Source organism: Bradyrhizobium sp. Ghvi (genome assembly GCF_900115265.1).
GTDB lineage: Bacteria > Pseudomonadota > Alphaproteobacteria > Rhizobiales > Xanthobacteraceae > Bradyrhizobium.
Window position 1 is genome coordinate 487,646 of the sequence record NZ_FOVU01000005.1, and the last position, 22,701, is coordinate 510,346.

Genomic DNA, 22,701 nt, shown 5'->3' on the forward strand with positions numbered 1-22,701 from the left:
GCGCCACACAAAGAGACCACCATTATGCTCGCTTCCATTTCCATTCGCGCCAAGATCATCAGCGTCGTGGCGTTCCTCCTGGTCGCGATGACTGGCATGGGTCTGCTCGCCGTCGCGAAGATGCGTTCGATGAATGCCAACACCGTCGACATCACCACGAACTGGATGCCGAGTGTGCGCGTGCTGGGCGAACTCCGGGCGAGCGTCATCACCTACCGCAATGTGGTCCGCCAGCACATGCTGTCCGAGACGCTGGACGAGAAGCTCGCGAACGAAAAGACGGCTGCGACCGTGATCGAGGGCCTTGCCAAAATTCGCAGCAGCTACGAGACGATGATCACTTCGCCGGAGGAGCGGGCGCTGTACAGCCAATGGGCGAAGCTCTGGGACGACTACAAAAAGGGCGCCGAGGAGGTGATGGCGCTCTCGCGCAAGGAGGCCGGCAAGGTCCCGCACGAAGCCCAGGAGTTGAACACCAAGACGGTCAACAAGATCAGCCTCGCGGCGGATGAGGTTCTTACCAAGGATATCGAGCTCAACACCAGGGGAGGCGACCAGGCTGCGCAGGATGCGGCTGATAGTTATTCCTTCGCGTTCATGCTGGTCTCGATCATCCTCGGCTCTGCCATTGTCTCGGGGCTCGGCGTCGGCTTCTATCTCGTCCACGACGTTTCCAGCGGCATCAATTCCATCACCCTGCCGATGCAGGCGCTGGGCGAGGGCGATCTCTCCGCCGAGGTCCCCCATCGCGGCGAGAAGACCGAGATCGGTGCCATGGCCGACGTGCTCCAGATCTTCAAGGAGGCACTCATCGCCAAGAAGGCCGCCGACGAAGCCGCGGCCGCAGATGCCGAAGCAAAAATCGAGCGCGGTCGCCGCGTCGACAACATCACCCGCGAATTCGAAACGATGATCGGCGAGATCGTCCAGACCGTGTCGTCGGCCTCCACCCAGCTAGAGGCCTCCGCCTCGACGTTGACGTCGACTGCCGACCGGTCGCAGAGGTTGGCAACAACCGTTGCGGGCGCGTCGGAAGAAGCTTCGACCAATGTGCAGTCGGTGGCTTCGGCCACCGAGGAAATGGCCTCGTCGGTCGGCGAGATCAGCCGCCAGGTGCAGGAATCCGCACGCATGGCAGGCGATGCCGTCGGCCAGGCGCGTGCGACCACCGAGCGCGTCAGCGAGCTGTCGAAGGCGGCATCCCGCATCGGCGATGTGGTCGAGCTCATCAACACCATCGCCGGCCAGACCAATCTCTTGGCGTTGAACGCAACCATCGAGGCGGCCCGCGCCGGTGAGGCCGGCCGCGGCTTCGCGGTGGTTGCCTCCGAGGTGAAAGCGCTCGCCGAGCAGACCGCCAAGGCCACAGGCGAGATCGGTACGCAGATCGCCGGCATCCAGGCGGCGACAAATGATTCCGTCGGCGCCATCAAGGAGATCTCCTCGACCATCGAGCGGCTCTCGGAAATCTCCTCGGCCATCGCGGCTGCGGTGGAAGAGCAGGGGGCGGCGACTCAGGAAATCGCCCGCAACGTGCAGCAGGCAGCCCATGGTACGCAGCAGGTTTCTTCCAACATCGCCGACGTGCAGCGTGGTGCGACCGAGACCGGCACGGCCTCTTCTCAGGTGCTGTCGGCGGCACAGATGCTCTCGAACGACTCCAGCCGGCTCAGGACCGAAGTCACCAAATTCCTGACCAACGTCCGCGCTGCGTGAAGGAGACGCATGGAATGACGTCGGAATAGCAGGCGGCAGAGAGCGGGCTCCGGGTTGACAGTGGGCAAAGCAAAGTGTGCCTCCCGTCGTCAGGGGATCGTGAAAAGGATGGAGACACGGCGCAAGTGCGCCTTTGCCCACTTTGCGAGAGTTACGCCACCCGCCACGCCGGTACGCCATCGGCGGCCATCGTGATCTCGCCCAGCGAGCCGACCGGCGTACGGTTCATGTCGAGCAGGTGCGTCAGCGTCGCACTATCCGTGGCCGGGATTCGGGCCAGCGTGCGCCGATCATCCTGCGTACGCAGTATCACCACGCCGTGCTCGACATCGCCGCCACGGCCATAGAGCACGGTGAAGCTCTCGACCTTGCCCTTACCCGAGGCTTCCGTGACGAACTCCGGCACCGCGCGCTTGCTGCGGTCGGCATCCCCTTGCACGTTGGTCTCCTGCGCCAGCGCCTCGCGCGGCGGCGCCTTCGCAACCACCAGAGCATGGTGCTTGGTGACGAAGCCGCCCTGGCCATAGAGCAGGCCGAGCCTGGCGCCCTCGCGCAGGCGCCGCACGATCGCGCAGGCCGCATGAGTCATGTAGCTGTTGAGCGGCGCACCGAAGAACGTCAGACCACCGGTGACGGTGGGCTGCACGTCGGCGGAAAGGCCCAGCGTCCGCCGCGCCATTTTCGGCACGCAGGGGAAGCAGCTATAGAGCTCGATCGCGTCGAACTTTTTGCCATCGCCGTCAGCGAGATCCATCGCCGCCTTCAACACCGCGTTCTGCGGATGGCTCTCGTAGAACTGGTCGCGCAGGAGATAGTCGGGCGGGTCCTCGGCTGAGGCGCCACCGAGCGGATAGACCAGCTTGTCTTCCGCGATGCCGAGCGCGCGCGCCTTGGCAAGGCTGGTGAGCAGTAGCGCGCCACCCATGTTGACGCTGGGATTGGCCACCATCAGCTTGTTGTAGGGCCAAGCGACGAGCCGGTTATCCGCGGTCGACGTCGTGATCTCGTCCGGCGCATAGCGCCGCTTCAGCCAGGCGTTCGGATTTTGTGCGGCGGCCTCCGAATAGCGCGACCACAGCGTTCCCGACTCCGCCATCGCCTCGCGCGGAGTCTGCCCCCAATGTGCGGAGGAGGCGGCCTCGTAGAACGGATAGACCGTAACAGGGCGGAATACGCCGAGCTTCACGGCGAGCGGCTTCTGGAACGCCGCACCGCGCTTGGGCTCCGCGACATCGCGTGCGAACGGCGTCCATGGCAGCTTGACTCCGGCGCGATCGGCTTTCGTCACCGTCGATTGCGCTTCGGCGCCGCAGATCGCCGCAACCGCGCATTCGCCGCGTGCGATGCGCTTTGCGGCCTCATGGATGTAGCGGATCGGGGTTTCGCCGCCGACGGGTCCGTAGTAGCAATGCGCAGGTTGCATCCCGAGGCGCTGCGCCAACAGCTTTTCAGGATCGCGATAACGCCAGCTCAGGAAGTTAACGACGTCGAGAGACTGGACCTCGCCGAGTAGCTTTGCGCCGGCGTCAGCCTCAGCGCGGTGTAGCGCCTGTTCGAGCAGGTCGAGAGGTTCGAGCCCTTCGGCGATCTCCTTCGGGCGATCAACGATCTCGCCGATGCCGACGATGACGGGAATGCGGTCTTCGGGAACGTTAGTCATTTCTTCTTACTTCACATTTCAGATTTTTAGCACGCCGTCGCCCTTCGAGGGCCGCTGAAGGAGCGACCACCTCAGGGTGACGGCTACGGAGAAAGCGTCATCCTGAGGTGCGAGGCCGGCGGCGCACCGCGCCGTCGGACGAGCGTCGAAGGATGGGCCACGAGCACCATGTCGGCCGCGCAACTACTCCGCCACCAGCGCATTCATGTGCTCGACGGCTTCGGCGAACTCTTCCTTGAATTCCTGCACCACGGCGCCCGCCGATTTCACGCTGTCGATCAGGCCGACGCCCTGGCCGACGAAATAGCTGACGAGATCGCCCGCCCTGGCATTGCCACCCGCCGCAGCACGGTCGATCGAATTGAAGGCGTCGCGGCTGATGATGCTTTGCAGCGGCATCGGCAGCGCGCCAGGACTTTCCGACGCGCGGTCCCAGGCATCGGTCCAGACCGAGCGGAGCTGCCGCGCCGGTTTTCCGGTGCGGCCCTTCGAGCGGATCGCATCGCGCGAAGACGCCGCGATCATCTTCTCGCGGAAGATCTCGCTGGTCTCGGACTCGACGGTGGCAAGCCAGACCGAGCCGGTCCAGGCTCCGGCTGCGCCCATCGCCATGCAGGCTGCCATCTGTCGGCCCGTCATGATGCCGCCCGCCGCCAGCACCGGCACGTCACGAATCGGCTTGATGGCCTTGATCACCTCCGGCACCAGCACCATGGTCGAGACCTCGCCGCAATGGCCGCCGGCCTCGGTGCCCTGCACCACGAGAATGTCGACACCAGCTGCGACCTGGCGCAACGCGTGCTCCTTGGCGCCGACGAGCGCTGCGACCGGCACGTTGTGCTTTTTGCCCATCTCGATCATCGCCTTCGGCGGCACGCCGAGCGCATTTGCGATCAGCCGGATCGGATGATTGAAGGACACTTCGAGCAGCTTCAGCGCCGTCTTGGCGTCGAATGGTTGCGGCTGGTCAGCGGCGACCTCGGTCGTCGTCAGCTCGATGTCGTACTTCTTCAGGAGGTCGCGCGTGTAGTCGCGGTGCGCCTGCGGCACGCGCGCCTCCAGGCTTTTCCAGGTGACGTCTTTCTCGCCCGATGTCGAGATGTTCTCCGGGATGAGCACGTCGATGCCGTATGGCTTGCCATCGACGTGCGCGTCGATCCATTTCAGTTCGCGTTCGAGCGTCTCGGGCGTATGCACGGTCGCACCCAGCACGCCAAAACCGCCGGCGCGGCTGACGGCGGCAACGACATCGCGGCAATGGCTGAAGGCGAGCAGCGGGAACTCGATCCCCAGCATGTCGCAGATCGGCGATTTCATGTGTCTCTCCCTGCGGCCTTCATTGCTCTTCTCTCGTGCTGCCTTGCGAGGGCCGTTCGACGCCAGTCCTTCGTCGCCTATGATGCCACGCCGGATTTGACTGAGCATCTTGCGCGCAGGCGTTGCGTCGTGCGCCCGCAGGATGGCGCGGGTCAGCTCGGATGCATGACGCCGCCCCGAGGCCCGCGTGGGGCGCAGAGCCGGCGGGGCTTGCCATCGGGCATTGTCGGGCTAATTAATGCACACGCATCTTTCTGCCGGAGCCCTTCGCATGACCGACGCCCCCGCCTACGTGCCGCCCAAGGTCTGGACCTGGAACAAAGAGAATGGCGGGCAGTTCGCCAGCATCAACCGGCCGATCGCCGGCCCGACCCATGAAAAGGAGTTGCCGGTCGGCAAGCATCCCCTCCAGCTCTATTCGCTGGCGACGCCGAACGGGGTGAAGGTGACGGTCATGCTGGAGGAGCTTCTGGCGCTCGGCCACAAGGGCGCCGAATACGACGCCTGGCTGATCAAGATCGGCAACGGCGACCAGTTCGGCAGCGGTTTTGTCGATATCAATCCGAACTCCAAGATCCCGGCTCTGATGGACCGGTCCGGTCCGGAGCCGATCCGTGTATTCGAATCCGGCTCGATCCTGTTCTACCTGGCCGAAAAGTTCGGCGCCTTCTTGCCAAAGGACGTCAAGACCCGCACCGAGGCGATGTCGTGGCTGTTCTGGCAGATGGGCAGCGCGCCCTATCTCGGCGGCGGCTTCGGCCATTTCTACGCCTACGCGCCGTTGAAGATCGAATACGCCGTCGATCGCTTCGCAATGGAGGTCAAGCGTCAGCTCGACGTGCTCGATCGCCGCCTGGCCGACAACGAATATCTCGCGGGCAAGGAGTACACCATCGCCGACATGGCCGTGTGGCCGTGGTATGGCGCGCTCGCCAAGGGTCTGGTCTATGGCGCCGGCGAGTTCTTGTCGGTGCAGGACTACAAGAACGTGCAGCGCTGGACGGACCGGATCGCACAGCGTCCGGCCGTGAAGCGCGGCCGCATGGTCAACCGCGTCTCCGGCGATCCCGCCAGCCAGCTCCACGAGCGGCACGATGCGAGTGACTTCGAGACGAAAACGCAGGACAAGATCGCGCCGGCGACCTAAGTCTCCTGCTTCCCCTCTCCCCGCAATTGGGGAGAGGGGAAAGAAAGAGGTCACGCCATGCTCAGCTCGTGGCGGCCGACAACCATCCAGTGCACCTCGTCCGGACCATCAGCAAAGCGCAGATGGCGCACGTCCTGGTACATCTCGGCGAGCGGAGTCCAGTGCGAGATGCCGGTGGCGCCGTGCATCTGGATCGCCTGGTCGATGATCTTGCAGGCGCGCTCCGGCACCATGGCCTTGACCATGGAGACCCAGACGCGGGCCTCCTTGTTGCCGAGCACGTCCATGGCTTTGGCGGCCTTCAGCACCATCAGCCGCATCGCCTCGATCTCGCAGCGGGCCTGTGCGATGATCTGCATGTTGCCGCCGAGATGGGCGATCTTCTTGCCGAAGGCCTCGCGGGTGAGGCCACGCTGCACCATCAGATCGAGCGCCTTCTCGGCCTTGCCGATGGTGCGCATGCAGTGATGGATGCGGCCCGGGCCGAGGCGAAGCTGGGAAATCTCGAAGCCGCGGCCTTCGCCGAGAAGCATGTTCTCCTTGGGAACCCGCACATTGTTGAAACGCATATGCATGTGACCGCGCGGGGCGTGGTCCTGGCCGAACACATACATCGGCCCGAGCACCTCGACGCCGGGCGTGTCGCGCGGCACCAGGATCTGCGACTGCTGCTTGGTCGGCGCCGCATCCGGATTGGTCTTCACCATCACGATGAGGATCTTGCAGCGGGGATCGCCGAGGCCGGAGATGTAATACTTCTCGCCGTTGATCACCCATTCGTCGCCGACGAGTTTTGCCGTGGTCGAAATGTTCTTGGCGTCGGAGGAGGCGACGTTGGGCTCGGTCATGACATAGGCCGAGCGGATCTCGCCGTTGAGCAGCGGCTTCAGCCACTTCTCCTTCTGCTCCTTGGTGCCGACGCGCTCCAGCACCTCCATGTTGCCGGTGTCGGGCGCCGAGCAGTTCATGGTCTCGGACGCCAGCGGACTCTTGCCGAGTTCGGCGGCGATATAGGCGTAGTCGAGGTTCTTCAGGCCCTGGCCGGTCTCGTCATCGGGCAGGAAGAAATTCCAGAGGCCTTCCTGTTTGGCCTTGTTCTTGGCCTTCTCCAGCACTTCGAGCTGCTTCGGCGTGAAGCTCCAACGATCCTCCTTGCCTTCGGCCGCCTTGGCGAATTCGATCGACATCGGCTCGACGGTATCGCGGATGAACTTCTTGACGTGATCGTAGAGCGGCCGGACCTGGTCCGACATGCGCAGGTCGTTGAGCTCGTCGCCGGGATTGAGGGTGTAGTTGGTGGTGCGGGGAATGTAGGTGTGTTTTGTCATTGTTCCTCCCGGGGCGTTAAGATCGCGTTGGGGCGGAGAATAGTCGCAGCGCGGCGAAAGTGCGAGCGCGCATTTTTTCGCGAGCCATGCCATGCGATGGAATATCGCGAGGGCGTTTGAAATGTTGTTTGAATGGGGAGATCTCTCGCCGGCGTCGTCCCGGACAAGCGCCTCACTCTGCGCTGTCATCGCCCGATTTAATCGGGCGATCCAGTATTCCAGAGGCGGCCGTGATTGAACAGAGAAGCCGCGGCGTACTGGATGCCCCGGTCAAGCCGGGGCATGACAACAATAGTCGCGGCTGAATCAGCTCGGCATCCGATGCATTGCGCAGATCTTGTTGCCGTCGAGATCGCGCAGGTAAGCGAGATAGAGCTTGTTTCCGCCGCCCTCTCGGATGCCGGGCGGATTCTCGATCGGCGTTCCCCCGGCGGCAATGCCGGCGGCGTGCCATCTGTCGACCTGTTCAGGCGAGTTGGCTGCAAAGCCGATGGTGCCGCCGTTCGCACAGGTCGCCGGCTCGCCGTTGATCGGCTTGGTCACCGAAAACACCCCGGTCCTGGTGAAGTAGAAGATGCGATGGCCGTCGACCTTGGCCGGGCGCACCTCGAGCGTGCCGAGCAGCGTGTCGTAGAACGCCTTGGCCTTGTCGAGGTCATTGGTGCCGATCATGATGTGTGAAAACATTTGCCCGTTCCCCTCAGAGTATGTGGCGCGTTTCCTTGCAGCGCATCAGCCGCTACGCGTAAGATTGCTTGTTATGCCGTGAATCACCATGGACAAGACCGTGCCAAAAATCAAATATGCGGCCCGGCAAAAGTAATTCCGGCCTGCGAAACTGGCGCGGGCCGCAACGCACGAGGAAACCATGCAGTTCAAACACGTCACGCTGGATGTCGATGGGGCGGTCGCAATCCTCAAGCTCGACCATCAGGAGGTGATGAACGCGGTCTCCGTGGACATGCTGGGCGGTCTCGGCGAAGCGCTCGATGCGATCGAGGAGAAGAAGGACGAGGTGCGCTGCGTCGTGCTCACCGGCGCGGGCCGCGCTTTCTGCACGGGCGCTAATCTGCAAGGGCGCAACAACCAGTCGAAGAAGACCAAGGCGGGCCTGACGCTCGAGACCGGCTTCCATCCGTTCCTGCGCCGCATCCGTAACCTGCACTGTCCCATCGTCACTGCGGTGAACGGTCCGGCCGCAGGCGCGGGCATGAGCTTCGCGTTGCTCGGCGACATGATCCTGTGCGCACGTTCTTCTTACTTCCTGCAGGCCTTCCGCCGCATCGGCCTGGTGCCGGATTGCGGCTCGACCTGGCTGTTGCCGCGCCTCGTCGGCAAGGCGCGCGCGATCGAATTGTCGCTGATGGGCGAGCGGCTGCCGGCCGAGAAGGCGCTGGAATGGGGGCTCGTCAACCGCGTCTATGACGATGGCGTGCTGATGGAGGAGGCGATGAAGCTCGCGCGCGAGCTCGCCAGCGGGCCTACGGTCGCGCTGTCGTTGATCCGCAAGCTCTACTGGGACAGCCCCGAAAATTCCTTCGAAGATCAGCTCAACCTCGAATTCCAGTGTCAGCTTCGCGCCGGCGATACCCAGGATTTTCGCGAGGGTGTCGGCGCGTTCCTGGAGAAGCGGCCTGCGCAGTTCAAGGGCAAATGATCGAGGCGGAGCTTTCACGCAGCGTTCAGCGCTGGTGCAGCGGCGCAACCGCCGTCACTGGGACAGCAAAACTGTCGGGTGGCGCCAGCCAGGAAACCTGGCGCTTCGACATCGTGCATCCCAGTGGCGCGATCGGCGCGATCCTGCGCCGTTCGCCGAAGGGGTATGGCGCAGCGCCAACGCGCGCGGCAGGTCTCTCAGCCGAAGCGCAGCTGATGCAGCTCGCTTATGAGGCCGGCGTACCATCGCCCCGCGTGATGCATGTGCTGACGCCGGAGGATGACCTCGGCACCGGCTTCATCATGCAGCGGGTCGAGGGCGAAACCATCGCACGCAAAATTCTTCGCGACGATGAGTTCGCCGCGGCGCGGCCGCTGCTTGCGCGACAGATCGGCGGCATTCTCGCAGGTCTCCATCAACTACCGCGGGACAAACTGCCGGAGCTGCGCAGTCGAGGTACGACGCAGGAGATCTCCGATTTCGAGCGCGACTATCGCAGCCTGAGCTGGCCGAAGCCCGTGTTCGCGCTGGCGCTGCGCTGGCTGCGCGACCACGATCCCGGCCCCTCGATCGAGACCACGCTGGTGCATGGCGACTTCCGCAACGGCAACCTCATCATCGGCCCCGATGGAGTTCGTGCCGTGCTCGACTGGGAGCTCGCCCATCTCGGCGATCCCATGGAGGACCTCGGCTGGGTTTGCGTCAATTCGTGGCGCTTCGGCGAGATCGATAAGCCCGTCGGCGGCTTTGGCTCGCGCGAGGAGCTGTTCGCCGGCTATGAAGCGGCGGCCCGCAAGGTCGATGCGGCGCGGGTCAGATTCTGGGAAGTCATGGGCACGCTGCGCTGGGGCATCATGTGCGGCGGCATGATGCAGCGGTTTCGCCAGGGACCCGACCATTCGATGGAGCGCGCCATGATCGGCCGCCGCGCCAGCGAAACCGAGATCGATCTGTTGCGGCTTTTGGCGCCGCGCGGGAGCTGACCCATGCAGGACGAGCCGACACCCATCGAGCTGACCAAATCAGTCGCCGATTTTCTCCGCAACGACATCACGCCGCTGATCTCCGGCCACCAGGCCTTCAAGCTGCGCGTCGCCATCAACATCCTCGATCTCCTCACGCGGCAGCTGACGCTGGAGGAGGGCAGCGATGCGAAGGAGGTCGAGCGCCTGCGCGCGCTGCTCAACATGGATGGTTCGGTGACAGAGCTCAACCGCGCGCTCGCCGAGCGCATCGCCAGGGGCGAGGTTGATCTCGCAACGCCGGGGCTTGCGGAGCATCTGTGGGCGACGACGATGGACAAGCTCGCGGTCGATCAGCCGAATTATGCGTCTTACAAGCGGGAGCTGGGGCGGGGCGGGTAAGCGGCGCAACTCTCCCCGTTGTCATTCCGGGGCGTCGCATAGCGACGAGCCCGGAATCCATTTATCCGCGCGTTCTGCCGCCTGATGGATTCCGGGCTCGCACCTCTCGGCGCGCCCCGGAATGACCGCGCAATGCGCGGTCACTTCCCCACCCATTTCGGGAGCCGCTTCTCCGCAAACGCCTTCGGCCCCTCGATGTAATCCTGCGAGGCCACCATCGCCTGCACCGCCGGATACTCCCGCTGCTCCGTGATGGCTTGCTCGAGCGAGACGCCGAGTCCCCTCTGGATCGCCTGCTTCGAGGCCCGGATCGACATCGGCGAGTTCTTGGTGATCATCTCCGCCCAGCGCAGCGCGGCCGCGAGCGCCTCGCCCTGAGCCACCACCTCGTTGACGAAGCCGAGCTCATGGCCTTCTTTCGCGCTGACGTGGCGCGCGGTGAGGATCATGCCCATGGCGCGCTTGAGCCCGATCTGTCGCGGCAGGCGATGCAGGCCGCCGGCGAGCGCGGCGAGGCCAACCCGTGGTTCAGGAAGCGCGAAGGTCGCGTTCTCCGCGGCGATGATCAGGTCGCAAGCGAGCGCGATTTCGAAGCCGCCGCCCATGGCGACGCCGTTCACCGCGGCGATGATCGGCTTGTCGCAGTCGAAGCGCGACGTGAGACCGGCAAAGCCGCCCTTGTCCCAGCCGCGTTTTCCTCCCGCCGCCTGCCACTTCAGATCGTTGCCGGCGCAGAACGCCTTGTCGCCTGCGCCGGTGACGATTGCGACCCATTGCTCTGGATCGGCGGAGAAATCGTCGAATACCCCGTTGAGCTCGAAATGCGCATCGATGTGCAGCGCGTTATAGACCTCGGGCCGCGACAGCGTCACGATCGTGATCGGTCCCTTGCGTTCCACCTTGGAAAATTTCAGCTCCATCGCGCGCTCCCGCATTTTCTTGTCAAGGAATATCGGCGCCATACTACCGCGCGATGGCGCCGGCGCACCATCGAATTGCGCGGGTGCGCTTTGCGCGCCTCGCGAATCCGGGCTTGCTTGACTTGCGCGCGCTCTTCTCACCTAATTCGTGCAAAGCAAAGATGCGCCTAGCGCCTCAACGCAAAAAGACAAAAATCAATCCGGGAGAGAACCTGTGGATTTCTCATTGCCTTCCGATCTCGTCGCCTATCTCGGAGAGCTCGATCGTTTCATCGAGCGCGAGATCAAGCCGCTCGAAGAGGCCGACGACAACATCCGCTTCTTCGATCATCGCCGCGAATGGGCACGTACCGACTTCGAAAATGGCGGCCTGCCGCGTCACGAATGGGAAGCACTGCTGCGCAAGGCCAAGGATCTCGGCGACGCCGCCGGCCATCTGCGCTTTCCGGTGCCGAAGCAATATGGCGGCAGGGACGGCTCCAACCTCTGGATGGCCGTGATCCGCGAGCATTTTGCGGCCAAGGGCCTCGGCCTCCACAACGACCTGCAGAACGAGCACTCGATCGTCGGCAATTTCCCCGTCGTCACCATGCTCGACCGCTACGGCCGCGACGACCAGAAGGCGATGATCGACGGTTCGATCAGGGGCAAGTACCGCATCACCTTTGGACTCACCGAGCCGCATCACGGTTCGGACGCGACCCACATGGAGACGCGTGCGGTTCCGGCGACCCGCGACAACGTCAAGGGCTGGATCATCAATGGCGAGAAGATGTGGACGACCGGCATGCATGTCGCCACGCATTGCGCGCTCTTCGCGCGCACGTCAGGCAATGACGGCGACGCGCGCGGCATTACCTGCTTCCTGGTGCCGGCGAGGACGCCCGGCGTCAGGATCGAGGAGTACATGTGGACCTTCAACATGCCGACCGATCACCCCCGCGTCAGCTTCACGGATGTGTTCGTCCCTGAAGAAGCGCAGTTCGGCGAGGTCGGCCGCGGCCTGTCGCTGGCGCAGTGCTTCGTCCACCAGAACCGCATCCGCCAGGCCGCCAGCTCGCTCGGCGCGGCCGTGTACTGCATCAACGAGAGTGTCAAATATGCGCGCGAGCGCAAGCCGTTCGGCAGGGCGCTCGCCGAGAACCAGGCGATCCAGTTCCCGCTGGTCGAGCTTGCCACGCAGGCGGAGATGCTGCGCCTGTTGATCCGCAAGACTGCCTGGGAGATGGACCAGCTGACCGAGGAGCAGATCGAGCGCACGCTCTCAAACCGCGTCTCGATGTGCAATTACTGGGCAAACCGCCTCTGCTGCAAATCCGCGGACAGGGCCATGCAGGTCCACGGCGGCATGGGCTATTCACGTCACAAGCCATTCGAGCATATCTATCGGCATCATCGACGCTACCGCATCACCGAGGGCAGCGAGGAGATCCAGATGCGGAAAGTGGCGGGATTCCTGTTCGGGTATATGGGGCCGGGGAAGCACTAGGTTTGTGGACGAAGTCATTCCGGGGCTCTCTTTGCGGGGACACTGGATTGCTTCGCAGCGCTCGCATGACGACGAGAGAGGTGCGCATCTCTATCCACAGCGTCACGGTTTCGTGTCCCGGACGCGCTGCAGCGCTCTTGCGCTGCTGCGCAGAGCCGGGACGACGCTATTGTTATGCGTAAGGAGAGATGGCCCCGGCTCAGTATCGCAGCACGCCGAAGGCGGCCTGTGCGAAGCGTCCGGGGCACGAGAGACTACCCCCGCTTCGCCCGGTCCTTCTCGTTCTGCGCCATGATGCTCTCGCGTGCGGTCTTCCAGTCGTCGTCGCTCCAGTCGCGCAGCTGGTAGAAATTGCCGCCCATCGCGAGCGCCTGCGCGCCGTCCATGGCGATGGTCTCGCCGTTGATCCAGTCGCAACCGCCCGAGATCAGGAACACCGCGAGGTTCTGCAATTCTTCCATGGTGCCGACGCGGCCCATCGGGTTCATCGCCCTGGTGCGCGCGCCGGCCTCGTCACCCGGCTTGATGCGCTTGCTCATGCCCTCCGTCGGGATCTCGCCTGGCGCGATGGTGTTGAGGCGGATGCTGTAGCGGCCCCATTCGGCCGCGAGCGACATCGTCATGGCGTGGATCGCGGACTTGCTCATCGCCGACGGCACCACATAGGGCGAGCCGTTGCGCACCCAGGTCGTGGTGATCGAGACGACGTTGCCGGGTTGCTTGTCTGCGATCCAGCGCTTGCCGACCGCATGGGTCACGTAGAACGTGCCGTGCATGACGATGTTGGCGACCGCATCGAAGCCCCGCGGCGACAGCTCCTCGGTACGCGAGATGAAATTGCCGGCGGCGTTGTTGATGAGGTCGGTGAGGCCACCATCGCGAAAGATGTTCTCGACCATCTCCTCGACCGCAAGCGCGTTGCGGATGTCGACGCCATGGCTGGTGACGCGACCACCATAGAGATCCATCAGCTCGGTCGCCGTCTCGTCGCAGACGATCTTGCGCCGGCCGCAAATGTGCACCTCGGCGCCAAGCTGGAGGAAGCGCGCCGCCATCGACTTTCCGAGCCCGGTGCCGCCGCCGGTCACGAGGATGCGCCGCCCAGCCAGAAGATTTTCCTTGAACATGGCTGTTTCTCCCGTACGGATTGTCAGTTAATTGGTCGATTGACTAAATCCGGCCGACAGCTTTCTGTAAAGCGGCACCGAACAAGAACAGGGGAGAATTCATCCATGGAAGAGCGCGTCTCGATCTCGATCTCGGAAGGCGTCGCCGACGTGCGCCTGGTGCGCGCGTACAAGATGAACGCGCTCGATCAGCCCATGTTCGAGGCCCTTGTTGCTGCAACCGAGCGGCTTTCGAAGGAAACAGGCGTGCGCGTCGTCGTGCTCTCGGGCGAGGGGCGCGCCTTCTGCGCCGGGCTCGACATGGGACGTTTCGCCGCGATGAAGGAGAAGGGCGGCAACGGAATTCCGGGTGGTGAAAATCGCGATCTCACCAAGCGAACGCACGGCCAGGCTAACTTTCCGCAGCAGGCGGTATGGGGATGGCGTCAGCTCCCGGTTCCCGTGATCGCGGCTGTGCACGGCGTTGCCTTCGGCGGTGGCTTCCAGCTTTCGCTTGGTGCCGATATGCGCTTTCTCGCGCCGGATGCGCGGATGTCGATCATGGAAATCAAATGGGGCCTCGTGCCTGACATGGCAGGCACGCCGATCCTGGCGAGCCTCGTGCGCGACGACATCCTGCGCGATCTCACCTACACCGGCCGCATCTTCTCCGCGCAGGAAGCGATGGCTTACGGCCTTGCCACTCGCATCTGCGACGACCCGCGCGCAGCCGCCCTCGAAGCCGCGCGCGAAATTGCTGGCAAGAGTCCCGACGCGATCCGCGCGGCCAAGCGCCTGCTCAATAATCTCTCGGTCGATCCGGGTCCGGCGTTGCTGGCGGAATCGGTCGAGCAGCAGAAGCTGATCGGCGGCGCCAACCAGACCGAGGCGGTGCGCGCCAATCTGGAGAAGCGCGCGCCCAAGTTTGCGGATTGAGCTCGTCGTTCCGGGATGCGCCGAAGGCGCAGGCCCGGAATCCATCGAGCTCCAACATCCGCTGTGAAATGGATTCCGGGTTCGATGCTTCGCGTCGCCCCGGAATGACGGCTCCAAACAAAACGAAGAAAACAACAATGAGCGAAACGTCCCCTTTCCTTGGCATCGTCTCTGGCGAGCGCCATCGCACTCACGCCGAAGTCGCCAATCGCGCCGACCGCATCGCCTCCGGTCTCGCCGTATCAGGCGTTCGCCAAGGCGACTGCGTCTGCATGCTGATGCGTAACGACATCGCCTTCCTTGAAGCGGCCTACGCCGCTATGCGTCTCGGCGCCTATGGCGTGCCTATCAACTGGCATTTCAAGCCGGAGGAGATCAACTACATCCTTGGCGACACCGGCACGTCCGTGCTGATCGGGCACGCCGACATGCTGCACGCCTTGCGCGATGCGATTCCTGCCGGCATCACCGTGCTCAGCGTGCCGACGCCCCCGGAGATCCTGTCCAGCTACAAGATCGATCCCGATCATCTGGGGACACCCGACTTCGCGGTCGATTTCGAATCCTGGCTGGGGCAACATCAGCCCTATGACGGTCCGGTCGTACCGCAGCCGATGAACATGATCTATACGTCCGGCACGACAGGCCATCCCAAGGGCGTGCGCCGCAATGCGCCGACGCCGGAGCAGCAGGTCGCCGGCGAGCGCATGCGCGCGATGATCTACGGCCTCAAGCCCGGCGCCCGCGCGATCCTGCCTGGCCCGCTCTATCATTCTGCGCCGAATTCGTTCGGCATCCGCGCCGGAAAGCTCGGCGGCGCGCTGGTGTTGATGCCGCGCTTCGAAGCCGAAGAGTTTCTCGAACTGATCGAACGGTACAGGATCGACACCATCTTCATGGTGCCGACCATGTTCATCCGCCTGATGAAGCTGCCCGAGGCGGTCCGCAAGAAATACGACGTTTCCTCGCTGCGCCACGTGATCCACGCCGCCGCGCCATGTCCGGCGGACGTCAAACGTGCCATGATCGAATGGTGGGGGCCGGTGATCTATGAATTCTACGGTTCGACCGAATCCAGCGCTGTCACCTTCGCAACGTCAGAGGATGCGCTGAAGAAGCCGGGCACCGTCGGTAAGATTGCGCCCGGCGCCGAGCTGCGCCTCATCGGCGATGATGGTCGCGTGCTCGGCGTCGGCGAGATCGGCGAGATCTATTCCCGCATGCGCGGGATGGCCGACTTCACCTATCACAACAAGCCGGAGAAGCGTGTCGAGATCGATCGCGACGGCTTCATCACGTCAGGCGACGTCGGCTATATCGACGAGGACGGCTACGTCTTCATCTGCGACCGCAAGCGCGACATGGTCATCTCCGGCGGCGTCAACATCTATCCGGCCGAGATCGAATCCGTGCTGCACGCCCTGCTTGGCGTGCACGATTGCGCGGTATTCGGCATCCCCGACGCAGAATTCGGCGAGGCATTGATGGCGGTGGTTGAGCCGCAGCCGGGCATTACACTGGATGCCGCCGACATTCGTGCGCGGCTGAAGACCTCGCTCGCCGACTACAAGGTGCCCAAGCACATCGAGATCCGCTCCGGCCTGCCGCGCGAAGATTCAGGTAAGATTTTCAAACGCCGCCTGCGCGATCCCTATTGGGAGCAGGCAGGGCGGAAGATCTAAGACCACAATCCTCTCCGCGAACTCTACCGTCATCCTGAGGTGCGCGCCCTTGCGCGCCTCGAAGGATGGGTCGCGAGGCCGTGACCCATCCTTCGAGGCTTCGCCTTGCGATGCAGGAGCATCGTAAGGCTCGCACCTCAGGATGACGCCGGTGCTCGTGGTTGAGGTCGTTGGGGCTGCGAAGGATAAAACCGGGAGTGGACACGGGCGTTGTCTTCGCTACGACAATGTTCGTACCTATATGGTCAAATCATCCTTTTGCGGATCATCCCATGGCCCCCGTATCCATTCTCCTCAACATCATCTGGATTCTCATCGGCGGTGCCTGGATGGCATTCGGCTGGCTGGTGGCATCGATCATCATGGCCATCACCATCATCGGCCTGCCGTGGGCCCGCGCGGCCTTCAACATTGCCATCTACACCCTGCTGCCGTTCGGTTCGCGCGCCGTGAGCCGAGACGAGGTCACCGGCATGGGCGATATCGGCACCGGGCCGCTCGGGGTCATCGGCAACATCATTTGGCTCGTGCTGGCTGGGTGGTGGCTGGCGCTCGGCCATTTGCTGACCGCCGTGCTCTTTGCGATCACCATCATCGGCCTTCCCTTCGCCTGGGCCCATCTGAAACTCGCCGGTATCGCGCTCTGGCCGATCGGCAAGGTGATCGTCCCGGCCTGATCCGGCGGGCGTGTGCGCCGCCACGAAGTTCATCTTGCACTGCGGCAGAAAAATATCGCACACTCCTCCGGATCAAGGAGCCATTGGGAGCTCTGCAAGGGGAGCGAGCCATGTCCCTCCAGACCGTATCGTCCGACGCCGCCGATCTTCGCTCGAACCGCCCTGAGGACGTCCAGGCGCTGGAGGCCGATGCGCGCCTGCGCGACGACATCCGCCTGCTCGGGCGTATCCTGGGCGACACGGTGCGCGACCAGGAGGGGGCGGATGTGTTCGACCTGGTCGAGCGCATCAGGCAGACCTCGATCCGGTTCCACCGCGACGAGGACCGGCTCGCCCGTCGCGAGCTCGAACAGATCCTCGACAGCATGTCGACCTCAGAGACGGTGCGGATCGTCCGTGCCTTCAGCTATTTCTCCCACCTCGCCAACATCGCGGAAGACCAGAACAATATCCGCCAGATGCGCGCCGGCAAGAACGGCAGTTCCGGTGTCCTGGCTCAGACGCTCGCCAAAGCTAAGGGCGCAGGCATCAGCGCCGACGCACTGCGCAAGTTCTTCAGGAGCGCGCTCGTCAGCCCGGTGCTGACAGCGCATCCGACCGAGGTCCGGCGCAAGAGCACGATGGACCGCGAGATGCAAATCGCGGCCTTGCTTGATCGCCGCGAGCGCGTTGCGCTGACCGCAGAGGAGGCGGCCGCCAGCGACGAGCAGCTTCGCCGCGAGGTCCTGACGCTGTGGCAGACCAATCTTCTGCGACGGACCAAGCTCACCGTGCTCGACGAGGTCGCCAACGGACTGTCGTTCTACGACTACACGTTCCTGCGCGAGGTGCCGCGGCTGGTCAACGCGCTGGAGGACCGGCTGGAGGAGGGCGGCGAGAAGGCGGCCGGCGAGCTCGCCTCGTTCCTGCGCATGGGAAGCTGGATCGGCGGCGACCGCGACGGCAATCCCTTCGTCACCGCCGACGTGATGCGCGGCACGCTGCGGCTGCAATCGAGCCGGGTGATGCAGTTCTACCTGGAAGAGCTGCACGTGCTCGGCTCGGAACTGTCGATCGCAGCCCATCTCGCCGATGTCTCCGAGGAGCTACGCACGCTGGCGGAGCGCTCCCCCGACACCTCGCCGCACCGCAGCGGCGAGCCCTATCGTCTCGCGGTGTCCGGCATCTATGCCCGCCTGACTGCGACGGCCGAAAAGCTCGAGGTCGAGATCACACGCCGTCCCGTCGGCAAGGGGGCGCCGTATACGAGCGTGAAGGAGTTGCAAGCCGATCTCGACGTGCTGCACCGTTCGCTGATCTCCAACAATGCCCGCGTCATCGCCCGCGGCAGGCTGCGGCTGCTGCGGCGCGCGGTGGATTGCTTCGGCTTCCATCTGGCGCGGCTCGACATCCGCCAGAACTCGGCGGTGCACGAACGCACCATCGCGGAGCTGATGGATGCCGCCAATCCCGGCATGTCCTATCTCGCGCTCGGCGAGGAGGCGCGCATCTCGCTGCTGACCAACGAATTGCGCTCGACGCGCGCGCTGGTCTCGCCGTTCGTCAAATACAGCGACGAGACCATGGGCGAGCTCAACGTCTTCCATGCCGCCGCGGAGGCGCATGCGATGTTCGGCTCGGATGCCATCCCCCAATGCATCATCTCGATGTGCAAGGGCATGTCCGACATGCTCGAAGTCGCAGTGCTGCTGAAGGAGGTCGGCCTCGTCCATCCCTCCGGCCGTAGCGCCATCAACATCGTGCCGCTGTTCGAGACAATCGAGGATCTGCAGGCGTCATCAGGCATCATGGATCGGATGCTGTCGCTGCACGACTACCGTCGCCTCGTCGACAGCCGCGGCAGCGTGCAGGAGGTGATGCTCGGTTATTCCGACTCGAACAAGGATGGCGGCTTCGTCACCTCGGGCTGGGAGCTCTACAAGGCCGAGATCGGCCTCGTCGAAGTGTTCGAGCGCCACCATGTGCGGCTGCGCCTGTTCCACGGCCGCGGCGGCTCGGTCGGCCGCGGCGGCGGCCCGAGCTATGACGCCATCGTCGCGCAGCCGGGCGGGGCCGTGAACGGCCAGATCCGCATCACCGAGCAGGGCGAGATCATCTCCTCGAAATATTCCAACGCCGAAGTCGGCCGCAACAATCTCGAGATCCTGGCGGCAGCGACCCTGGATGCGAGCCTGTTGCAGCCGAGCCAGAGCGCGCCCCGCCGCGAATATCTCACCGCGATGGACGAATTGTCGAACCTCGCTTTCAAAGCCTATCGCGGGCTCGTCTACGAGACCGACGGGTTCGTCGACTACTTCTGGTCCTCGACCGTGATCAACGAGATCGCCACGCTCAACATCGGCAGCCGGCCGGCCTCGCGCAAGAAGACCCGCGCCATCGAGGACCTCCGCGCGATTCCCTGGGTGTTCTCCTGGGCGCAATGCCGCCTGATGCTGCCCGGCTGGTACGGCTTCGGCAGCGCGGTCGAGCAGTGGATCGCCGAACATCCCGACAAGGGCATGCCATTCCTGAAAGAGCTCTATCAGGAATGGCCGTTCTTCCGCATGCTGCTGTCGAACATGGACATGGTGCTGGCGAAAAGCTCGATCGCGATCGCCTCGCGCTATGCCGAGCTGGTGCCTGACGAGGCCCTGCGCGAAAAGATCTTCGGTCGCATCCGCCGCGAATGGCATTCCTGCATCGAGACGCTGCTCGACATCATGGGCCAGGATCGGCTGCTGCAGGGCAATCCATTACTTGAACGCTCCGTGCGCCATCGCTTCCCCTATCTCGATCCGCTCAATCACGTGCAGGTCGAACTCTTGCGGGAGCACCGCGCGCAGAACCCGGATGAGCAGGTGCTGCGCGGGATTCAATTGACGATCAACGGCATCTCGGCGGGGTTGAGGAATACGGGGTAGGGGCGAATTGCGAATGGCGAGTAGCGAATAGACTGCTATTCGCCATTCACCACTCACTATTCGCGCAAACTCAAACGGGATCCCAAGTGAAGATGTCGGCGGAGCGGTCGAGCTTGTAGAACGATCCCTTCAGAGCCGGCATGCCGTGTTCCGCGATCGATTGCGGCGTCCAGCCTTCGCTCCGCTGCACCGAGCGGATCGGGCGGTTCTGGCTGAACAGGAAAATCTCGTTCATGCGCACACCAAAGATCTGGCCGGTGACGTCCTTGGCGGAATCGCCGAGCAGATAGCCGCAGAGCGGCGCGATCTTCTCCGGGCCCATCTGCTTGATCTTCTCGACGCGCGCTTTCTCGGCCTCAGTTTCGGTCGGGATGGTGCCGATCATGCGGGTCCAGGCAAACGGCGAGACGCAGTTGGAGCGGACGTTGAAGCGGCCCATGTCGAGTGCAATCGACTTCGACAGGCCGACGATGCCGAGTTTTGCGGCGGCGTAGTTGGCCTGACCAAAATTGCCGATCAGGCCCGAGGTCGAGGTGAAGTGCACGAAGGAGCCGCTCTCCTGCTCGCGGAAGATGCGCGCCGCGGCGTGGCTGACATAGAACGAGCCCATCAGATGCACCTTGATGACGGCCTCGAACGCTTCCACGCTCATCTTGTGGAAGATCATGTCGCGCAAAATGCCGGCATTGTTGACGACGCCGTCGAGCCGGCCGAAATGATCGGTCGCGGTCTTGACGATCTTGCTGGCGGGAATGGCTTCGGCGACCGATTCGAAATTGGCCACGGCCGTACCGCCGCGCTTCTTGATCTCCTCGACCACTTCCTCGGCGGGCGCGGCGTTCGAACCGGCGCCGTCGGCAGCCCCACCGGGATCGTTGACCACGACCTTGGCGCCCTCGGCCGCGCAAAGCAACGCGATCTCGCGCCCGATGCCACGGCCTGCGCCGGTGACGATGATGACCTTGTCCTGCAGTGATTTGCTCATGTGGGTTCTCCGGTAGCCGTTCCAAATTCCGCTGTCATTCCGGGGCGGAGCGAAGCGACGAGCCCGGAATCCATCGTGCGACCTTCATTGCGGTCCGATGGATTCCGGGTTCGCGCTGCGCGCGCCCCGGAATGACGGTGCTTACCTCTCGTTCGTAAACACGATCGTGCCTGACGCGGCGAACATGCCGCCGACGCCGTGGCACACTGAAATCTTCGCGTTCGGCACCTGCGCCGGCGCGATGCCGCGCATCTGGCGCACGCTCTCCTGAAGCGCGTACATGCCGTACATGCCTGAATGCATGTAGGAGAGGCCGCCGCCATTGGTGTTGAGCGGCAGCTTGCCGCCGGGCCGCGTGTTGCCGTCCGCGATGAACTTGCCGGTCTCCTCGTACGGCATGAAACCGAGATCGCCGAGGCCGAACAGCGGCAGATGCGCAAAGGCATCATAGATCATGAGATGATCGACGTCCTTGTGTGCGATGCCAGCTTCCTTGAACGCAAGGGGCCCCGCAGTCTTGAATGCGCGCGACGAATTAAAGGTCTCCATCTGGCTGACCATCGGCGTCTCCACGCTCTCGCCGGTGCCCATGATGTAGACGGGCTTGCGTGGAAAATCCCTGGCGCGGTCGGCCGAGGTCAGGATCAGCGCGCCACCACCGTCGGTGACGAGGCAGCATTGCAGCAGCCGGAACGGATAGGCGATCATGCGCGAGTTGAGGACGTCAGTGACCGTGATCGGGTCCTTCATCATCGCGCGCGGATTCTTCGCCGCCCATTCCCGCTGCACCACCGCGACCGAGGCGAGCTGCTCATGCGTGATGCCATAGGTCTTCATGAAGCGCAGCACGGGTATCGGGAACATGCTGGGCGGCCCGTAGACGCCATAGGGCGCCTCGAACTGGCCGTTGAGGCTGTCCGCCGGAGTGAAGCGCGGCTGCTTGCCGATCATCGACTTGCCGCTCTCGGCGTGGGTGATCAGCACGGTCTTGCACAGACCGGCCTCGATCGCCGCAGCTGCATGACGGACATGCAGCATGAACGAGCAGCCGCCGACCGAGGTGCCGTCGACCCAGGTCGGCTTGATGCCGAGATAGTGGCAGACCTGCTGTGGGGTTTCGACCGCGGTGGCGAAGCCGTCGATGTCGGACAGTTTCAGTCCGGCATCCGCGATGGCGTTGAGCGCGGCGTCCGCGTGGAGCTGGAGCTGCGAGGCGTTGGGGATCACGCCGAGCTCGGTGGTCTCTGCCGCGCCGACGACGGCAACCTGGTTCTTGCGCATGGTCTACCCCTTCGCCGGACGGAACACGGGGAGGGAGATTTTGTCGTCGAGCTCCTGGAAAGCGACCTCGAGCTTCATGTCGAGCTCGAGCGCCTCCGGTGTCTGCGGACAATCGACGATGTTGCTCATCATCCGCGGCCCCTCGGCGAGCTCCACCACTGCGATGGCATAGGGTGGGGTGAAGCCGGGCGCGGCAGGCCGGTGGTTGATCACATAGCTGTAGAGGAAGCCTTTGCCGCTCGCCTTGAATACGGAGACCTTGCGCGAGGCGCAGGACGGGCAGAACGGGCGCGGCGGGAAATAAACATGCGCGCAGGCGTCGCAGCGCTGCAGGCGGAGTTCACCCGCTTTCGTGCCGTCCCAGAAATGCTGGGTCTCCGGCGTCGGTTTCGGTCGCGCACGCTGCGGTTCGGCCATGTCGGAAACCCTCCCAACGGCGGGCTTCATGCCCCGCCTGTTTCGATCTTGATGCGACAATCGGCTATCGAGCGTCAACGGTCCAGCAATGCGCATGCATGCCATCATGCGCACAATGC

19 protein-coding genes are annotated in these 22,701 nt (G+C 63.8%); 10 read left to right on the forward strand and 9 right to left on the reverse strand.

Annotation, left to right across the window (positions count from 1 at the left end; genetic code table 11):
- The first annotated feature begins 24 nt into the window (after window positions 1–24).
- Window positions 25–1,716 (forward strand): methyl-accepting chemotaxis protein, encoded by a 1,692-nt coding sequence (locus BM374_RS21545; RefSeq protein ID WP_092296123.1) that lies wholly within the window; start codon window positions 25–27, stop codon window positions 1,714–1,716.
- Window positions 1,717–1,867: 151 nt separating this feature from the next.
- Here BM374_RS21545 and BM374_RS21550 read toward each other — a convergent pair whose 3' ends face one another.
- Both BM374_RS21550 and BM374_RS21555 read right to left on the reverse strand, forming a co-directional pair.
- Window positions 1,868–3,376, reverse strand: coding sequence for an acetyl-CoA acetyltransferase (locus BM374_RS21550; RefSeq protein WP_092296126.1), 1,509 nt, complete (start codon window positions 3,374–3,376; stop codon window positions 1,868–1,870).
- A gap of 183 nt (window positions 3,377–3,559) precedes the next feature.
- On the reverse strand, window positions 3,560–4,693 hold the full coding sequence (locus BM374_RS21555; RefSeq protein WP_092296129.1) for a nitronate monooxygenase: 1,134 nt from the start codon (window positions 4,691–4,693) through the stop codon (window positions 3,560–3,562).
- 271 nt (window positions 4,694–4,964) lie between these two features.
- On the opposite strand from BM374_RS21555, the gene yghU reads away from it, so the two are divergent.
- Window positions 4,965–5,840 carry a glutathione-dependent disulfide-bond oxidoreductase gene (gene yghU / locus BM374_RS21560; RefSeq protein WP_092296132.1) on the forward strand — a complete coding sequence of 292 codons (876 nt, stop codon included), beginning with the start codon at window positions 4,965–4,967 and terminating at the stop codon, window positions 5,838–5,840.
- A 50-nt stretch (window positions 5,841–5,890) separates the two neighbouring features.
- Here yghU and BM374_RS21565 read toward each other — a convergent pair whose 3' ends face one another.
- Together BM374_RS21565 and BM374_RS21570 are read right to left on the reverse strand one after the other, a co-directional pair.
- Window positions 5,891–7,168, reverse strand: a complete 1,278-nt coding sequence (locus BM374_RS21565; protein WP_092296135.1) for an acyl-CoA dehydrogenase family protein — start codon at window positions 7,166–7,168, stop codon at window positions 5,891–5,893.
- Between the two features lie 306 nt (window positions 7,169–7,474).
- Complete coding sequence (locus tag BM374_RS21570) at window positions 7,475–7,855, reverse strand: VOC family protein (protein WP_092296138.1); 381 nt, start codon at window positions 7,853–7,855, stop codon at window positions 7,475–7,477.
- Between the two features lie 181 nt (window positions 7,856–8,036).
- Between BM374_RS21570 and BM374_RS21575 the strand changes: the two genes are divergently transcribed.
- The 3 genes from BM374_RS21575 to BM374_RS21585 are packed head-to-tail and all read left to right on the forward strand — an operon-like array spanning window position 8,037 to window position 10,189.
- Window positions 8,037–8,825: an enoyl-CoA hydratase/isomerase gene (locus BM374_RS21575; RefSeq protein ID WP_092296141.1), complete on the forward strand. Its 789-nt coding sequence runs from the start codon at window positions 8,037–8,039 to the stop codon at window positions 8,823–8,825.
- Window positions 8,822–9,808, forward strand: coding sequence for a phosphotransferase family protein (locus BM374_RS21580; protein WP_092296144.1), 987 nt, complete (start codon window positions 8,822–8,824; stop codon window positions 9,806–9,808). Before BM374_RS21575 ends, BM374_RS21580 begins: the two co-directional genes overlap by 4 nt.
- Before the next feature lie 3 nt (window positions 9,809–9,811).
- Entirely contained in the window at window positions 9,812–10,189 is a 378-nt protein-coding gene (locus BM374_RS21585) for a DUF6285 domain-containing protein (protein WP_092296147.1), read from the forward strand.
- Between the two features lie 140 nt (window positions 10,190–10,329).
- On the opposite strand, the gene BM374_RS21590 is transcribed toward BM374_RS21585, so the two are convergent.
- On the reverse strand, window positions 10,330–11,109 hold the full coding sequence (locus BM374_RS21590) for an enoyl-CoA hydratase-related protein (RefSeq protein ID WP_092296953.1): 780 nt from the start codon (window positions 11,107–11,109) through the stop codon (window positions 10,330–10,332).
- A gap of 214 nt (window positions 11,110–11,323) precedes the next feature.
- Here BM374_RS21590 and BM374_RS21595 point away from each other — a divergent pair, with 214 nt between their 5' ends.
- Window positions 11,324–12,598, forward strand: a complete 1,275-nt coding sequence (locus tag BM374_RS21595; protein ID WP_092296149.1) for an acyl-CoA dehydrogenase family protein — start codon at window positions 11,324–11,326, stop codon at window positions 12,596–12,598.
- A 254-nt stretch (window positions 12,599–12,852) separates the two neighbouring features.
- Here the strand turns inward: BM374_RS21595 and BM374_RS21600 are convergent, their stop codons facing one another.
- Window positions 12,853–13,725, reverse strand: coding sequence for an SDR family oxidoreductase (locus BM374_RS21600; protein WP_092296152.1), 873 nt, complete (start codon window positions 13,723–13,725; stop codon window positions 12,853–12,855).
- Between the two features lie 105 nt (window positions 13,726–13,830).
- Here BM374_RS21600 and BM374_RS21605 point away from each other — a divergent pair, with 105 nt between their 5' ends.
- The 4 genes from BM374_RS21605 (at window position 13,831) to ppc (ending at window position 19,899) form a co-directional block, all read left to right on the forward strand.
- Entirely contained in the window at window positions 13,831–14,640 is an 810-nt protein-coding gene (locus BM374_RS21605) for a crotonase/enoyl-CoA hydratase family protein (RefSeq protein ID WP_092296155.1), read from the forward strand.
- A 137-nt stretch (window positions 14,641–14,777) separates the two neighbouring features.
- The gene (locus BM374_RS21610; RefSeq protein ID WP_092296157.1) at window positions 14,778–16,322 is read left to right on the forward strand and encodes an acyl-CoA synthetase; all 1,545 of its coding nucleotides are present in this window, start codon (window positions 14,778–14,780) and stop codon (window positions 16,320–16,322) included.
- A 272-nt stretch (window positions 16,323–16,594) separates the two neighbouring features.
- Window positions 16,595–16,999, forward strand: coding sequence for a YccF domain-containing protein (locus tag BM374_RS21615; RefSeq protein WP_092296160.1), 405 nt, complete (start codon window positions 16,595–16,597; stop codon window positions 16,997–16,999).
- Window positions 17,000–17,109: 110 nt separating this feature from the next.
- On the forward strand, window positions 17,110–19,899 hold the full coding sequence (gene ppc, locus BM374_RS21620; protein ID WP_092296163.1) for a phosphoenolpyruvate carboxylase: 2,790 nt from the start codon (window positions 17,110–17,112) through the stop codon (window positions 19,897–19,899).
- A gap of 70 nt (window positions 19,900–19,969) precedes the next feature.
- Here the strand turns inward: ppc and BM374_RS21625 are convergent, their stop codons facing one another.
- From BM374_RS21625 to BM374_RS21635, 3 genes are all read right to left on the reverse strand, one after another.
- Window positions 19,970–20,884: an SDR family NAD(P)-dependent oxidoreductase gene (locus BM374_RS21625; protein WP_027571291.1), complete on the reverse strand. Its 915-nt coding sequence runs from the start codon at window positions 20,882–20,884 to the stop codon at window positions 19,970–19,972.
- A gap of 141 nt (window positions 20,885–21,025) precedes the next feature.
- Window positions 21,026–22,165 (reverse strand): thiolase C-terminal domain-containing protein, encoded by a 1,140-nt coding sequence (locus BM374_RS21630; protein ID WP_092296166.1) that lies wholly within the window; start codon window positions 22,163–22,165, stop codon window positions 21,026–21,028.
- Window positions 22,166–22,168: 3 nt separating this feature from the next.
- A complete protein-coding gene (locus BM374_RS21635; RefSeq protein ID WP_092296168.1) occupies window positions 22,169–22,582 on the reverse strand; it encodes a Zn-ribbon domain-containing OB-fold protein in 414 nt (137 codons plus the stop codon).
- Between the last annotated feature and the right edge of the window lie 119 nt (window positions 22,583–22,701).

What these genes read in the sequence shown, in the direction of transcription:
- BM374_RS21545 (WP_092296123.1), top strand. Translation starts at nt 25, where the DNA reads ATGCTCGCTTCCATTTCCATTCGCGCCAAGATCATCAGCGTCGTGGCG.
- BM374_RS21550 (WP_092296126.1), bottom strand. Translation starts at nt 3,376, where the DNA reads ATGACTAACGTTCCCGAAGACCGCATTCCCGTCATCGTCGGCATCGGC.
- BM374_RS21555 (WP_092296129.1), bottom strand. Translation starts at nt 4,693, where the DNA reads ATGAAATCGCCGATCTGCGACATGCTGGGGATCGAGTTCCCGCTGCTC.
- yghU (WP_092296132.1), top strand. Translation starts at nt 4,965, where the DNA reads ATGACCGACGCCCCCGCCTACGTGCCGCCCAAGGTCTGGACCTGGAAC.
- BM374_RS21565 (WP_092296135.1), bottom strand. Translation starts at nt 7,168, where the DNA reads ATGACAAAACACACCTACATTCCCCGCACCACCAACTACACCCTCAAT.
- BM374_RS21570 (WP_092296138.1), bottom strand. Translation starts at nt 7,855, where the DNA reads ATGTTTTCACACATCATGATCGGCACCAATGACCTCGACAAGGCCAAG.
- BM374_RS21575 (WP_092296141.1), top strand. Translation starts at nt 8,037, where the DNA reads ATGCAGTTCAAACACGTCACGCTGGATGTCGATGGGGCGGTCGCAATC.
- BM374_RS21580 (WP_092296144.1), top strand. Translation starts at nt 8,822, where the DNA reads ATGATCGAGGCGGAGCTTTCACGCAGCGTTCAGCGCTGGTGCAGCGGC.
- BM374_RS21585 (WP_092296147.1), top strand. Translation starts at nt 9,812, where the DNA reads ATGCAGGACGAGCCGACACCCATCGAGCTGACCAAATCAGTCGCCGAT.
- BM374_RS21590 (WP_092296953.1), bottom strand. Translation starts at nt 11,109, where the DNA reads ATGGAGCTGAAATTTTCCAAGGTGGAACGCAAGGGACCGATCACGATC.
- BM374_RS21600 (WP_092296152.1), bottom strand. Translation starts at nt 13,725, where the DNA reads ATGTTCAAGGAAAATCTTCTGGCTGGGCGGCGCATCCTCGTGACCGGC.
- BM374_RS21605 (WP_092296155.1), top strand. Translation starts at nt 13,831, where the DNA reads ATGGAAGAGCGCGTCTCGATCTCGATCTCGGAAGGCGTCGCCGACGTG.
- BM374_RS21610 (WP_092296157.1), top strand. Translation starts at nt 14,778, where the DNA reads ATGAGCGAAACGTCCCCTTTCCTTGGCATCGTCTCTGGCGAGCGCCAT.
- BM374_RS21615 (WP_092296160.1), top strand. Translation starts at nt 16,595, where the DNA reads ATGGCCCCCGTATCCATTCTCCTCAACATCATCTGGATTCTCATCGGC.
- ppc (WP_092296163.1), top strand. Translation starts at nt 17,110, where the DNA reads ATGTCCCTCCAGACCGTATCGTCCGACGCCGCCGATCTTCGCTCGAAC.
- BM374_RS21625 (WP_027571291.1), bottom strand. Translation starts at nt 20,884, where the DNA reads ATGAGCAAATCACTGCAGGACAAGGTCATCATCGTCACCGGCGCAGGC.
- BM374_RS21630 (WP_092296166.1), bottom strand. Translation starts at nt 22,165, where the DNA reads ATGCGCAAGAACCAGGTTGCCGTCGTCGGCGCGGCAGAGACCACCGAG.
- BM374_RS21635 (WP_092296168.1), bottom strand. Translation starts at nt 22,582, where the DNA reads ATGGCCGAACCGCAGCGTGCGCGACCGAAACCGACGCCGGAGACCCAG.